Consider the following 13,258-nt stretch of genomic DNA (forward strand, 5'->3'; position numbering starts at 1 on the left):
GCCAAGCCGCAGATCAGCCCCCGCAGCAAATTCCCTGATCATCCGCTCTGCAATAGACCAAGGCGTATTAGTTCTGTCAGCCATTTTGGGTGCGTGGCGCCGCTTCGGTCTGCTGCGTTTCCGGCATCAATTCCAGCGCCGATGGCGTCGTACGCAGCATCGGGCGGAAGGAGATCGGATGGGTGCGGCGGCGCGTGAAGCGCAGCAAGCGCGCCAGCGTGAAGCCGGCCAATGCCAGCAGCATCACAGCAAAGTACACCGGCAGTGCCGCAGGCCCGAATTTCTGCATTGCGCCGCCGGCCAATGCCGGGCCGATCGCCGCGCCCACGCCATGCACCAGCAACAAACTGCTGCAGCCGGAGAGCAGATCTTCGCGCGGCAGATAATCGAGCATGTGCGCCACCGCAAACGGATACAGCGAGAATGCCAATCCGCCGTACACGAAGAACAACACGAACAGCATGGTGGTCTGCGACTGCACCATCGGCAGCGCGGCGGCAATCGCAATGCCGGCCGCCAGCACACTCACCGTGACCAGCCCGATGCGCCGGTCATGGCCATCGCTGATGCGCCCGATCGGCCATTGCAACACCGCGCCGCCGATGATCGCGGTGAGCATGAACATCGCCACGCCATCGGCATCCAGCCCGATGCGGTTGGCGTACACCGGCAACAAGCCCCAGAACGCGCCCATTGCCAAGCCCGACAACCCCGCGCCAATGGTCGCCACCGGCGCCAATGCGTAGAGCGTTTTCAGGCGCAAACGCGACACGTGCGGCACCTCAGGCGGAATCAGTCGCGTGGTCATCACCGGCATGACCGCCGCGCAAATCAGGATCGCCGTCAGCGTGAACATCGCCGGCGCAGTTGCATCGCCGGCCGTGAGCAGGATCTGGCCCAGCGCCAACGCGGACAGATTGATCGCCATGTACACCGAAAACACCCGGCTGCGTCGGCGCGCATCCGGCTCGGCGTTGAGCCAGCTTTCGATCACCGTGTACAGGCCGACCAGGGCCGCGCCGGTGACCAATCGCAGCAATCCCCAGCCCCAGGCGTTCAACCAGATCGGATGCAGCAGCACTGCAATGGCGGCCAATGCCGCATAAAAAGCAAACGCACGGATATGCCCGATGCGGCGAATCAGTGGCGGCGCGAAGAAGGTGCCGAGAAAGAAGCCGGCAAAATACCCGGACATGATCAGGCCCAGCGCACGCGCATCAAAGCCGGCTTGACCACCGCGCACGGCAAGCAAGGTGCCGAGCAGCCCGCTGCCGGTCAGCAACAGGGCCACGCCCAGCAATAAGGCGGTCAGTCGCAACATGGATGCGGCTCTTGTGGGGGAAAAGGCGCGTCGATCACGTGTTCGAGTGTAGCAGGCCGCTGTGTGGCGGCTTGATCGAAACGTGTGTGGCAGGCTGATTCAAGTGGCTCCTCTGCGACTCCCGACAGTCGCTGGTAGTCGTCAAGTCGGCGCAACGTGCCGGTTGTCTGCGCGCTGCAGGACGAACGCTGTCTTCCGCGCAATTTCGCTGACCTGACAACGACTCGTCACGTTTGCTCGAGACGTCGGCATGCGCAGTTGGCGTTTGCATCTGCAGGCGGCAACCGCGGCGTTGAACGTGTGCCGTCGGCGTGCAGGTGTGACAAAGCGACGATTGATCGATGCTTGTTGCCCGCAACAAGCTCCCGCGTGCCCGCCGCGCAGACGGTTGCTGCACCTGCTTGCCCGCATACGACTAGAATCTGCGCCCCTGCATCATCATCAGCTGATCCTGCCATGCCCATCTACGGTTTCCAGTGCACCACCTGCGGTCACGCCTTCGACCGCCTGCAGAAGATGGCCGACCCCGATCCGCAGACCTGCCCGGCCTGCGCGGCGGCCACGATCAAGCGCCAGATCACCGCGCCCTCGTTCCGTCTGTCCGGTAGCGGCTGGTACGAAACCGACTTCAAGTCGGCAGGCGAGAAGAAGAAAAACCTCACCGAGAGCAGCAGCGGTGGCGAAGCCAAGCCGGCCGCAGCCGCCGAGAGCAAACCCGCCGCCAAGCCTGCGTCCAAGCCAGCATCCGATCCGGCATGATCCACGGCCGCACGCGCAGGCCGGAGAGCGGCGCGTCGCTGAGAACAGCGCTCGCTCACCGCGTTTCGTTGGCCACTCCAGGGCTTGCCGTGCTGATGCTGGTCGCTGCCGTGACCGGATGCGCCACTTCTTCCAGGTCCAAGTCCACGTCTGCGACGTCGCCCACACCGATGAGCGCCGTACCCGCCGACCGCTTCCTGGCTGCGCTCGCTGTGCACTGCGGCCAAGCCTTCGCCGGCCGCGTGCTTATCGACACGCCCGCATCCACCGCCCCGAGCGCCTTTGTCGGCAAGCCACTGGTGATGCATGTGCGCGGCTGCGACGACCCTGCACGCGAACTGCGCGTGCCGTTCCACGTGGGCGACGACCACTCGCGCACCTGGGTGCTGACCCGCACCAGCAGCGGTTTGGGCCTCAAGCACGATCATCGGCATGCCGACGGCAGCGCGGACGCATTGACCCAATACGGCGGCGCTACCATCGATGCAGGCAGCGCGAACCGGCAGGAATTCCCGGTCGATGCCGAATCCATCGCGCTATTCAAACGCCTTGGCTCGACCGCTTCGCTGAGTAATACCTGGGCGATGGAAATCCAGCCCGGCCGCCGCGTCGTCTACGAACTGAGCCGCCAAGGCGGCCGGCTGTTCCGGGTCGAATTCGATCTCACCCAGCCGGTTGCTTTGCCGCCCGCGCCTTGGGGAAGTTGAGCCGGTCGATTGGCCGGGCAGTCGGCATCGTCTGCGGTCCCAGGACGCGCGTCTCCAGCTGGAGACCTGATCAAACAGCGTCGCAGTAGCGCACTCTCTCCCCGGGAACGCGTGTCATCTGCCAATCGATCGATGACAGGTGGGGCGCGCAGGCCGATCCCGAACCCATCCAGGACCGGCCCGCGCACGCATTGCTTCAACGCGCGATCCCTCAACGCGCCTCAAACCGCGCCCGGCAACCGTCATTCACCCACACCGTCGCGCGGCGCTCGTCGTAGCCCCAGCTGCGGCCCTCTTCGCAGCGGGTGTCGGACAACTGGCGGGTCAGCACCGGACGGCCGTAGCGGCCATCCCAGGCGCAGGTGCGCAGGCGGCGGTCGTCGCTGCTGCAGGTGATGGCGTAATCGTTACGCGGGCGGTCGTCGCGGCCACCGTAGCCGCCATCGCCACGGTCCCAACCGCCGCCGCGCGCTTGCGCAAACTCGCCCCGGCAGCCGTCGTCCACCCAGATCCGGCCCCCGTCCTGGCGCCAGTTGCGGCCTTCCACGCAGGGCGTGTTGGAGAGCTGGCGCACCAGCATGGCGCGGCGCCAACCGGTATCGCAGATCTTTTGGCGCTGGTCGTTGCTCTCGCAGCGCACCGTGCCTGCGACCCCGCCAGCGCCGCCGTTGTTGCCGCCCCAGCCGCCGCCCCCGCTGCGGCCATCGACAAAGCGCGCGCGGCAGCCGTTGTCCACCCACACGCGGCCGCGGTCGCTGCCCCAGTTGCGGCCTTCGATGCAGCGCGTGCCGGAGATGTTTTCGACCAGCACCGCGCGGCCGCGGAACGGCGTATCGCACTCGCGGCGGCGGTTGTCGTTGCTTGAGCAGGTGATGCTGGGGCCGTTCCAGCCGCGGTCCTGCGCCGCGGCTGGAATGCTGGTGAGCAGGCCGGTCAGGGAGATCAGGCCGAAGCCGGAGAGCAGCAGGGCAGTGCGCAGCATCGTGTCGTCCTTGGTGCGGGAGGGGCGTTGCGCCTATTCAGCCGGGCGCTGACTTAAGCGACCATGAGCGCCCGCGCATTTGCTCCTGCCGCTCGCCGGCCCCAGAATATCCGGCTCTCCGGCGCTGTCCTGCGTCGGGTTTTCAGCGGAGCTTTCGATGCGTACCCACTTCTGCGGCCTGGTCGACGAGACCATGATCGGCCAAACCGTCACTCTCGCCGGCTGGACCGACGTGGCCCGCAACCTGGGCGGCGTGTGCTTCATCGACCTGCGCGACCACGAAGGCATCGTGCAGGTGACGGTGGAACCGGAGAACGCCGAGGTGTTCCCGGTGGCCGCCAGCCTGGGCTACGAAGACGTGCTGCAGGTCGAAGGCGTGGTGCGTGCGCGGCATGCGGTCAACGACAAGCTGCGCAGCGGCAAGGTCGAAGTGATCGCCACGCGTATCACCATCCTCAACAAGGCCGCGCCGCTGCCGTTCCATGCGCATGAGAACCCGGGCGAAGAAACCCGCCTGAAGTACCGCTATCTGGACCTGCGTCGTCCGGAAATGCAGCGCATGCAGCGCACCCGCATCAAGCTGGTGCAGGCGCTGCGCCGGCATCTGGATGCGCGCGATTTCCAGGACATCGAAACCCCGATTCTGACCAAGGCCACCCCGGAAGGCGCACGCGACTTCCTGGTGCCGGCGCGCATGCATCCGGGCGAGTTCTACGCCTTGCCGCAGAGCCCGCAGCTGTTCAAGCAGATCCTGATGGTGGCCGGCTTCGACCGTTACTACCAGATCGCGCGCTGCTTCCGCGACGAAGCGCTGCGCGCCGATCGCCAGCTGGAATTCACCCAGCTCGACATGGAGTTCGCCTTCGTACGCGAGCGCGACGTGCAGGATTTTGTCGAAGACATGATCCGCGCCATCTTCAAGGAAGTGGTGGATGTCGAGCTGGCAGTGCAGTTCCCGCGCATGACCTGGGCCGAGGCGATGCGTCGCTACGGCTCGGACAAGCCGGACCTGCGCATCGCGCTGGAATTGGTCGATGTGGCCGAGCTGGTCAAGTCCAGTGAATTCCCGGTATTCACCGCCGCCGCCAACGATGCCGACGGCCGTGTGGCCGCGCTGCGTATCCCCGGCGGTGCCGCGCTGTCGCGCAAGCAGATCGACGAGTACGCCGCGCACGCCGCCAAGTACGGCGCCAAGGGCCTGGCCTACATCAAGCTGTCGGAAACCGGCGAAGTCAGCTCGCCGATCGCCAAGTTCTTCTCCGAAGAGGCGTTTGCTGCGCTACTCGCGCACGTCGGTGCCGGCAACGGCGACATCGTGTTCTTCGGTGCAGGCGGCTATAACACCGTGTCCGATTTCATGGGTGCATTGCGCCTGAAGGCCGGCAAGGATTTCAAGCTGGTCGCCGACACCTGGGCACCGCTGTGGGTCACCGACTTCCCGATGTTCGAATGGGACGAGGAGGCGCAGCGCTACGTCGCCCTGCATCACCCCTTCACCGCGCCGGCCGTGGACGACATCGCCGACCTGCGCGCCAACGCCCGCACGGCGGTGTCGCGCGGTTACGACATGGTGCTCAACGGCAACGAGATCGGCGGCGGCTCGATCCGTATCCACCGCCCGGACATGCAGAGCGCGGTGTTCGAGCTGCTGGGCATCGGTGCAGAAGAAGCGCGCGCCAAGTTCGGCTTCCTGCTGGATGCCTTGAACTACGGCGCACCGCCGCACGGCGGCATCGCCTTCGGCATCGACCGCATCGCTGCATTGATGGCCGGCACCGAATCGATCCGCGACGTGATCCCGTTCCCCAAGACCACTGGCGCGCAGGATCTGATGACCGACGCCCCGTCGCCGATTCCGGCCGAGCAGCTGGCCGAAGTGCACGTGCAGGTGCGGCCGAAGCAGGTCTGACCTGCGCTAGCAGATGGCCATGCCGTGTGCGTGGTCATTTGTACAAGGCGCCCAGCGCAGCCAGCGCTGCGCGCTTTGGTGGAACCGTTAGCGCCGGCTGGGTGTTGCGCACGGGGCACCGCCGCCGATCACCGGCGGCAGTGCGTCCTGCAGGTCCGTCCCAAGCGCGCCTGAGCTCCGCAAGTAGATAGCCATCCCTCGCAGTGTTTATCTTTCCTGCGCGGTGCCATGCGGAGCCGGTCGTGCGCGCTTGGTTGAACCCGTCAGCGCCCATGCCGAATCCTGCACACGCGGAATCCACGCATCGCAGATGCTTTCCCGATTCCCGATTCCCGATTCACCCAATCCCCAATCCCCAATCCCCAATCCCCAATCCCCGCTTGCGGTAGCGCGTCTGCATGCGAGAAGCTGGCAGATCAACCAGGCACGAGAGGCCCCGCATGACCCGCATCCGCCGCGCCACACCGGACGATGCCGAAGCGTTATCGCTGCTGGCCGCACAGACCTTTACCGAAACCTTCGGGCATCTGTATCCGGAAGAAGACCTGCGCGGTTTTCTCGAGGAGACCTATGCGGTCGAGCGCGCGCGCATCGTACTGGCGCATCCGGACTACGCGATCTGGCTGCTGGAGATGGACAACCTGCTGGTCGGCCACGCCGCCGCCGGCCCGTGCGGGCTGCCGCATGAAGACGTGCGCCCCGGCGATGGGGAGCTCAAGCGGCTGTATCTGCTGAAGGACTACCAGAACAGCGGCTGGGGCAGCCGCCTGTTCGAAACCACACTGGAATGGCTGGAACGCAACGGCCCACGCACGCTGTGGATCGGCGTGTGGTCGGAAAATTTCGGTGCGCAACGTTTCTACGCCCGCTACGGATTCGAAAAAGTCGGCGAGTACGACTTCCCGGTCGGCAAGATTGTCGATCGCGAGCACATCCTGCGCCGCAAGCCGATCGTCGCGGCCGACTGAGCGCATGCAGGCGCCGTCCGCAGCAGCCCGGCGATCGCGTGCCACGTCCTGGAAACCGCGCTGATGCCTAGCAGCTTCTCGGCATTTCCAGCTGCATCCAGACGCACCCCGCGCACGGCACCGACCACCGCAACTGCCGACGTACTGCTGGTGCACGGCATCTGGAATACCGCGCACTGGCTGCTGCCGCTCGCGCGTCGATTGCGTGCAGAGGGCCTGGCGCCTGCGCTGTTCGGCTACGCCAGCGTGCTCGGCGGCCCCGCGCAGGCGGTACCGCGGCTGATCGAACGCCTGCAGACGACCGGCGCGCAACTGCTGGTCTGTCACAGCCTGGGCGGGCTGATGGCGTTGCAGGCCCTGCGCGCGGCGCCCGAGCTGCCGGTGCGCCGTGTGGTCTGCCTGGGCTCGCCGTTATGCGGCAGCGCCGCCGCGCGCGGCCTGGCCCAACGTGGCGGGCGATGGGCGTTGGGGCGTAGCGCTGCCCTGCTGCAGCAGGGTTTCATGCAGTGGGAGGGCGAGGCCGAGATCGGTCAGGTCGCCGGCAATGTTGCGCGCGGGGTCGGGCGCTGGCTGGCGCCGCTGGACGGCGGCTCGGACGGCACCGTGGCACTGGCCGAAACCCGCCTGCCCGGGCTGCGCGACCATTGCGTGGTGCCGGCAAGTCATAGCGGTCTGTTACGTTCGCCCGAGGCCGCGCAGCAGGCGCTGAGCTTCCTGCGCACCGGCCGATTTCGCCACTGAGTCCGCCACTGAACGCTGCCGCCCCGGTGCGGGCGAGCAATCAGGTAAAATCCGCGCCCTGTCATCCAAGCCAGTCTGGAACCACCCATGGGTAGAGGCCCCTCGATCGAAGGCCGCAAGAACGCCTCCGACGCCAAACGCGGCAAGATGTTCACCAAGATCATCCGCGAGATCAGCGTGGCTGCACGCGGCGGCGGCGGTGATCCGGCCAACAACCCGCGCCTGCGCGTGGCGGTGGACAAGGGCTTGTCGTCGAACATGTCCAAGGATGTGATCGAACGCGCCATCAAGAAAGCCACCGGCGAGCTGGAAGGCGTGGAATACGAAGAAGTGCGCTACGAGGGCTATGCCCCCGGCGGCGTGGCGGTGATCGTGGACTGCCTCACCGACAACCGCGTGCGCGCGGTGGCCGACGTGCGGCATGCCTTCAGCAAGTGCGGCGGCAACATGGGCACCGACGGCTCGGTGGCCTTCATGTTCAAGCGCCTGGGCGTGCTCAGCTTTGCCGCCGGCACCGACGAAGACACCCTCACCGACGCGGCCATCGAAGCCGGCGCCGACGACGTGGTGGTGTACCCGGAAGACGGCGCCATCGACGTGCTGACCGCCCCGGACGCCTTTGCCCAGGTCAAGCAGGCGCTCGCCGCCGCCGGCCTGGAGCCGGTGCATGCGGAAATCACCTTCCGCGCCGAAAACGACATCGCCGTTGACGGCGACACCGCCCTGCAGGTCCGCAAGCTGCTCGATATGCTCGAAGACCTGGACGACGTGCAGGATGTGTATTCGAACGTCGATCAAGCGGCGCTAGGCGCGTAAGCGCCAGGAATCGGGAATGGAGAATCGGGAATTGAAAAAGCTGCATCTGGCACCGCCCAGTATCTCCGGGCATGCCAGCAGGCCGCTCTACCCATTCCCGATTCCCAACTCCCGATTCCCGGCCCCTCGATGACCCGCATCCTGGGCATCGACCCCGGCTCCCAGCGCACCGGGGTTGGCGTCATCGACATCGACGAGAGCGGTCGCAGCCGGCATGTCTATCACGCGCCGCTGGTGCTGCTGGGCGAGGGCGACTTTGCGCAGCGGCTCAAGCGCCTGCTGCACGGGCTGGGCGAGGTGATCGACACCTACCAGCCGCAGGAAGTGGCGATCGAGAAGGTCTTCATGGGCAAGAGTGCCGACTCGGCGCTCAAGCTCGGCCACGCGCGCGGCGCGGCGATCTGCGCGGTGGTGCTACGCGACCTGCCGGTACACGAGTACGCTGCCACCGAGATCAAGCTGGCGCTGGTCGGCAAGGGCGGGGCGGACAAGGTGCAGGTCCAGCACATGGTCGGCATCATGCTCAACCTGAAAGGCAAGCTGCAGCCCGACGCCGCCGACGCACTGGCAGTCGCCATCACCCACGCCCACGTGCGCGCCACCGCGCAGCGCCTAGGCGTCAATACCCAACAGGCCTGGAGCCGCAAGAAATGAGAATCGGGAATCGGGAATCGGGAATCGGGAATTGCAAACGCAGGGTCCAGAGCAGCACGCGCTCTTGCGATTCCCCATTCCCGACTCCCGATTCCCGGCACCGCCAAGGCGGTGCCCAATGATCGGCCGCCTGCGCGGGATCCTGGCCTACAAGCAGCCGCCATGGCTGGTAATCGATGTGGGTGGGGTGGGGTACGAATTGGAGGCGCCGATGAGCACCTTCTACGACCTGCCCGATGTCGGCCGCGACGTGATTCTGTTCACCCACTACGCGCAGAAGGAAGACAGCGTGTCGCTGTACGGCTTCTTGCGCGAAGGCGAACGGCGGCTGTTCCGCGACGTGCAGAAGGTCACCGGCATCGGCGCCAAGATCGCGCTGGCGGTGTTGTCCGGGGTCACCGTGGACGAGTTCGCCCGTCTGATCACCAGCGGCGACATCACCGCGCTGACCCGCATCCCAGGCATCGGCAAGAAGACCGCCGAGCGCATGGTGGTGGAGCTGCGCGACCGCGCCGCCGATTTCAGCAGTGGCGCGCCGATCACCGGCCAGCTCGGCCCGGATGCGGTGTCCGAAGCCACCGTGGCCTTGCAGCAACTGGGTTACAAGCCGGCCGAGGCCGCACGCATGGCACGCGAGGCCGGGGCAGAAGGCGACGAAGTCGCCACGGTCATCCGCAAGGCCCTCCAGGCCGCACTGCGTTAAGGGCGACTAGCAAAACGACTGCGCGGTCGCCAGGCGGGCGCGGCCGGTGCTCGGAATCGGCATGTACCACTCGTACACTGCGGCTCCTGCGCGCCGCCCGCACCCAGCTGACCCCCGCTCGCTACGTTTTTAGTTACTCAACGCCGCGCCGTCTTCCTCTCCTTCACGCCACTTGGCGATACCCTGCCCACTTCATGTCACAGACCCCCACTTCCGCAGCTGGCCACGGCCATGCGCCTGCCAATAGCCATATGGCCTTGGTCATCGGCGCCATCGGCGTCGTCTTCGGCGACATCGGCACCAGTCCGCTGTACACCCTCAAGGAGGCGTTCTCGCCGCACTACGGGCTGACCAGCGATCACGACACCGTGCTGGGCGTGCTGTCGCTGGCGTTCTGGGCGCTGATGGTCACGGTGACGCTCAAGTACGTCACCATCATCATGCGCGCCGACAACGAGGGCGAGGGCGGCATCATGGCGCTGATGGCGCTGACCCAGCGCACCATGCGCAACGGGTCGCGCTCGGCGTATGTGGTCGGCATCCTGGGCATCTTCGGCGCCTCGCTGTTCTTCGGCGATGGCGTGATCACCCCGGCCATCTCGGTGATGGGCGCGGTGGAGGGTCTGGAAATCGCCGCGCCCAGCCTGCATCCCTTCATCGTGCCGATCACCGTGGTGGTGCTGCTGGTGGTGTTCATGGTGCAGCGCTTCGGTACCGAAAAAGTGGGCAAGGTGTTCGGCCCGATCACCTGCCTGTGGTTTCTGTCGCTGGGGGCGATCGGCATCTGGAACATCGTCGATGCGCCGGAAGTGATGAAGGCCTTCAACCCGTGGTGGGCGATCCGCTTCTTCATGCAGCACGGCTGGCACGGTGTCTTCATTCTCGGTGCGGTGGTGCTGGCAGTGACCGGCGGCGAAGCCTTGTACGCGGACATGGGCCATTTCGGCGCCAAGCCGATCCGCCACGGCTGGTATTTCTTCGTACTGCCGATGCTGCTGCTCAATTACCTGGGGCAGGGCGCGCTGGTGCTCAACCACCCGTCCGCGCTGAAGAACCCGTTCTTCGAAGCGGTGCCGAGCTGGGCGCTGTATCCGATGATCATCCTGGCCACGCTGGCGGCGGTGATCGCCTCGCAGGCGGTGATCACCGGTGCGTATTCGGTGGCGCGTCAGGCGATGCAGCTGGGCTACATCCCGCGCATGCTGATCAAGCACACCTCGCGCACCACCATCGGTCAGATCTACGTGCCCGGCATCAACTGGCTGTTGATGGTGATGGTGATCGCGCTGGTGCTGATCTTCCGCAGCTCCACCAATCTGGCCGTGGCCTACGGCATCTCGGTGTCGATGACGATGCTGATCGACACCTTGCTGCTGGCGCTGGTGGCGCGTTCGTTGTGGCCGCGCTGGCGCAACTGGGTGCTGCCGCTGTGCGTGGTGTTCTTCATCATCGAACTGGCCTTTGTCATCGCCAACGGCGCCAAGCTGCTGCAGGGCGCCTGGTTCCCGCTGGCGCTGGGCATCGTGGTGTTCACCCTGATGCGCACCTGGCGCCGCGGCCGCGCGCTGCTGCGCGAGGAAATCCGCAAGGACGGCATCCGCATCGACAGCTTCCTGCCCGGCCTGATGCTGGCGCCGCCTGCGCGCGTACCGGGCATGGCGGTGTTCCTCACCGCCGACCCGATGGTCGTGCCGCATGCGCTGATGCACAACCTCAAGCACAACAAGGTGCTGCACGAGCGCAACATCTTCCTCAACGTCGATACCTTGCCGATTCCGTATGCGCCGGCCGACAAGCGCCTGCAGATCGAATCGATCGGCGACGAGTTCTATCGTGTCTACGTGCGCTTCGGCTTCATGGAAACCCCCGACGTGCCGCTGGCACTGATGCGTTCCTGCGACCAGGGCGGCATCCATTTCGACCCGATGGACACCACCTTTTTCGCCAGCCGCGAGACCATCGTGGCCAGCGCCAACCGCGGCATGCCGATCTGGCGCGACAAGTTGTTTGCGCTGATGCATCGCAACGCCGCCCCGGCTACAGGGTTCTTCCGCATCCCCGGCAACCGCCTGGTGGAGCTGGGCGCGCAGGTCGAGATCTGAGCCGCCCGTGGTGGCCGGGATTCGGGATTGGAGAGTCTGGACTAGCAAGAGCGTAGCGCCGGAGGCGCCTCGCAGCCCATACTAGTGGGCTGCAAATCCCGAATAACGAATCCCCAATCCCGGCTCTCAATGGACCGCATCATCGCCAGCAGTGCCACCCGGGAAGACGATGCCGCCGATGCGAGCATCCGCCCCAAGCGACTTGCCGATTATCTCGGCCAGCAGCCGGTGCGCGAGCAGATGGATATCTACATCCAGGCGGCCAAGGCGCGCGGCGAAGCGATGGATCATGTGTTGATCTTCGGCCCGCCGGGCTTGGGCAAGACCACGCTCAGTCACGTCATCGCCAACGAACTCGGGGTGAGCCTGCGTTCGACCTCCGGCCCGGTAATCGAAAAAGCCGGTGATCTGGCCGCGCTGCTGACCAACCTGCAGCCGCACGATGTGCTGTTCATCGACGAGATCCACCGGCTCTCGCCAGTGGTGGAAGAAGTGCTGTATCCAGCGATGGAAGATTTCCAGATCGACATCATGATCGGCGACGGCCCGGCCGCGCGCTCGATCAAGATCGACCTGCCGCCGTTCACCCTGATCGGCGCCACCACCCGTGCCGGCCTGCTGACCGCGCCGTTGCGCGACCGCTTCGGCATCGTGCAGCGGCTGGAGTTCTATTCGCCGGAAGAGCTGACCCGCATCGTGATCCGCTCGGCCGCAATCCTGGGCATCGACTGCACGCCCGATGGCGCCGCCGAGATCGCACGCCGCGCGCGCGGCACCCCGCGCATCGCCAATCGCCTGCTGCGGCGGGTGCGCGACTTCGCCCAGGTCAAGGCGTCCGGTCATATCGATTTGCCGGTGGCGCAGGCGGCGATGCAGATGCTCAAGGTCGACCCGGAAGGTTTTGACGAGCTCGACCGGCGCATGCTGCGGGTGATCGTTGATCACTTCGACGGCGGCCCGGTCGGCGTCGAATCGCTGGCCGCCTCGCTGTCGGAAGAACGCGGCACCCTGGAAGACGTGATCGAGCCCTATCTGATCCAGCAGGGCTTTTTGATCCGCACCGCGCGTGGGCGCATGGCCACCAACAAGGCCTATCGCCACCTCGGCCTCAAGCCCAAGGCCGCGCCGGCGCCGGACCTGTTCGTGGAGGACGAGGATGTCGGTTGATCCCCGATTCAGTTGGCCGACACGCGTGTATTGGGAAGATACCGACGCCGGTGGGGTGGTCTACCACGCGCGCTACGTCGCCTTCATGGAACGGGCGCGCACGGAATGGATGCGCGCACTCGGTTATGAGCAGGAACGCCTGCGCCAGCAGCACGATCTGGTGTTCGCGGTCCGCTCGATGCAACTGGATTTCCTCAAGCCTGCCCGGCTCGACGACGCGCTGTCGGTGTCGGCGGTCCTGCTCAGATGTAAACGTGCCAGCCTGCTGTTCGCGCAGTCGGTGCGTCGCGAGGGCGAAGTGCTGCTGACCGCGCAGGTGCGCATTGCCGCACTCAGTGCCAGCGACTTCCGCCCGCGCGGCATGGACGATGCGCTATACGACGTGTTGAAAGCTTTAGAAACCACAGAATCAGAAGACTGAGGAACAAA

The 13,258-nt window shown here is 65.9% G+C and carries 13 protein-coding genes and 1 other RNA gene; 12 read left to right on the top strand and 2 right to left on the bottom strand.

The genetic code is table 11. From position 1 onward, the window contains the following. Positions 1 to 76: 76 nt before the first annotated feature. Positions 77 to 1,321, bottom strand: coding sequence for an MFS transporter (locus FFY45_RS00375; protein WP_176338916.1), 1,245 nt, complete (start codon positions 1,319 to 1,321; stop codon positions 77 to 79). A 456-nt stretch (positions 1,322 to 1,777) separates the two neighbouring features. Here FFY45_RS00375 and FFY45_RS00380 point away from each other — a divergent pair, with 456 nt between their 5' ends. Further along, on the top strand, positions 1,778 to 2,080 hold the full coding sequence (locus FFY45_RS00380) for an FmdB family zinc ribbon protein (RefSeq protein ID WP_006451727.1): 303 nt from the start codon (positions 1,778 to 1,780) through the stop codon (positions 2,078 to 2,080). Positions 2,081 to 2,172: 92 nt separating this feature from the next. After that, positions 2,173 to 2,787 (top strand): hypothetical protein, encoded by a 615-nt coding sequence (locus FFY45_RS00385; protein ID WP_439333501.1) that lies wholly within the window; start codon positions 2,173 to 2,175, stop codon positions 2,785 to 2,787. Between the two features lie 211 nt (positions 2,788 to 2,998). On the opposite strand, the gene FFY45_RS00390 is transcribed toward FFY45_RS00385, so the two are convergent. Continuing rightward, complete coding sequence (locus FFY45_RS00390; RefSeq protein WP_176338917.1) at positions 2,999 to 3,769, bottom strand: DUF3011 domain-containing protein; 771 nt, start codon at positions 3,767 to 3,769, stop codon at positions 2,999 to 3,001. 157 nt (positions 3,770 to 3,926) lie between these two features. On the opposite strand from FFY45_RS00390, the gene aspS reads away from it, so the two are divergent. From aspS to ybgC, 10 genes are all read left to right on the top strand, one after another. Continuing rightward, on the top strand, positions 3,927 to 5,678 hold the full coding sequence (gene aspS / locus FFY45_RS00395) for an aspartate--tRNA ligase (protein ID WP_176338918.1): 1,752 nt from the start codon (positions 3,927 to 3,929) through the stop codon (positions 5,676 to 5,678). A gap of 440 nt (positions 5,679 to 6,118) precedes the next feature. Beyond that, complete coding sequence (locus tag FFY45_RS00400; protein ID WP_016904140.1) at positions 6,119 to 6,646, top strand: GNAT family N-acetyltransferase; 528 nt, start codon at positions 6,119 to 6,121, stop codon at positions 6,644 to 6,646. 63 nt (positions 6,647 to 6,709) lie between these two features. Beyond that, complete coding sequence (locus tag FFY45_RS00405) at positions 6,710 to 7,387, top strand: esterase/lipase family protein (protein WP_176338919.1); 678 nt, start codon at positions 6,710 to 6,712, stop codon at positions 7,385 to 7,387. An 87-nt stretch (positions 7,388 to 7,474) separates the two neighbouring features. Then, entirely contained in the window at positions 7,475 to 8,203 is a 729-nt protein-coding gene (locus tag FFY45_RS00410; protein WP_006451885.1) for a YebC/PmpR family DNA-binding transcriptional regulator, read from the top strand. 129 nt (positions 8,204 to 8,332) lie between these two features. Further along, the gene (ruvC, locus tag FFY45_RS00415) at positions 8,333 to 8,857 is read left to right on the top strand and encodes a crossover junction endodeoxyribonuclease RuvC (protein WP_176338920.1); all 525 of its coding nucleotides are present in this window, start codon (positions 8,333 to 8,335) and stop codon (positions 8,855 to 8,857) included. 118 nt (positions 8,858 to 8,975) lie between these two features. Further along, complete coding sequence (ruvA, locus tag FFY45_RS00420) at positions 8,976 to 9,560, top strand: Holliday junction branch migration protein RuvA (RefSeq protein ID WP_006450983.1); 585 nt, start codon at positions 8,976 to 8,978, stop codon at positions 9,558 to 9,560. Between the two features lie 61 nt (positions 9,561 to 9,621). Then, positions 9,622 to 9,695, top strand: a non-coding RNA gene (locus tag FFY45_RS00425) — sX9 sRNA. Positions 9,696 to 9,754: 59 nt separating this feature from the next. Then, positions 9,755 to 11,662 carry a potassium transporter Kup gene (locus FFY45_RS00430; protein ID WP_047127030.1) on the top strand — a complete coding sequence of 636 codons (1,908 nt, stop codon included), beginning with the start codon at positions 9,755 to 9,757 and terminating at the stop codon, positions 11,660 to 11,662. Between the two features lie 129 nt (positions 11,663 to 11,791). Next, positions 11,792 to 12,829, top strand: a complete 1,038-nt coding sequence (gene ruvB / locus FFY45_RS00435) for a Holliday junction branch migration DNA helicase RuvB (RefSeq protein ID WP_006452374.1) — start codon at positions 11,792 to 11,794, stop codon at positions 12,827 to 12,829. Then, a complete protein-coding gene (ybgC, locus tag FFY45_RS00440) occupies positions 12,819 to 13,250 on the top strand; it encodes a tol-pal system-associated acyl-CoA thioesterase (protein WP_043910488.1) in 432 nt (143 codons plus the stop codon). Before ruvB ends, ybgC begins: the two co-directional genes overlap by 11 nt. Positions 13,251 to 13,258 lie beyond the last annotated feature (8 nt).

Source organism: Xanthomonas hortorum, assembly GCF_011305375.1.
Classification (GTDB): domain Bacteria; phylum Pseudomonadota; class Gammaproteobacteria; order Xanthomonadales; family Xanthomonadaceae; genus Xanthomonas; species Xanthomonas hortorum_E.

Coding starts and splice junctions, on each gene's coding strand:
- FFY45_RS00400 (WP_016904140.1), top strand. CDS start 6,119: ATGACCCGCATCCGCCGCGCCACACCGGACGATGCCGAAGCGTTATCG.
- FFY45_RS00375 (WP_176338916.1), bottom strand. CDS start 1,321: ATGTTGCGACTGACCGCCTTATTGCTGGGCGTGGCCCTGTTGCTGACC.
- ruvA (WP_006450983.1), top strand. CDS start 8,976: ATGATCGGCCGCCTGCGCGGGATCCTGGCCTACAAGCAGCCGCCATGG.
- ruvC (WP_176338920.1), top strand. CDS start 8,333: ATGACCCGCATCCTGGGCATCGACCCCGGCTCCCAGCGCACCGGGGTT.
- ybgC (WP_043910488.1), top strand. CDS start 12,819: ATGTCGGTTGATCCCCGATTCAGTTGGCCGACACGCGTGTATTGGGAA.
- FFY45_RS00380 (WP_006451727.1), top strand. CDS start 1,778: ATGCCCATCTACGGTTTCCAGTGCACCACCTGCGGTCACGCCTTCGAC.
- aspS (WP_176338918.1), top strand. CDS start 3,927: ATGCGTACCCACTTCTGCGGCCTGGTCGACGAGACCATGATCGGCCAA.
- FFY45_RS00390 (WP_176338917.1), bottom strand. CDS start 3,769: ATGCTGCGCACTGCCCTGCTGCTCTCCGGCTTCGGCCTGATCTCCCTG.
- FFY45_RS00410 (WP_006451885.1), top strand. CDS start 7,475: ATGGGTAGAGGCCCCTCGATCGAAGGCCGCAAGAACGCCTCCGACGCC.
- FFY45_RS00405 (WP_176338919.1), top strand. CDS start 6,710: ATGCCTAGCAGCTTCTCGGCATTTCCAGCTGCATCCAGACGCACCCCG.
- FFY45_RS00430 (WP_047127030.1), top strand. CDS start 9,755: ATGTCACAGACCCCCACTTCCGCAGCTGGCCACGGCCATGCGCCTGCC.
- ruvB (WP_006452374.1), top strand. CDS start 11,792: ATGGACCGCATCATCGCCAGCAGTGCCACCCGGGAAGACGATGCCGCC.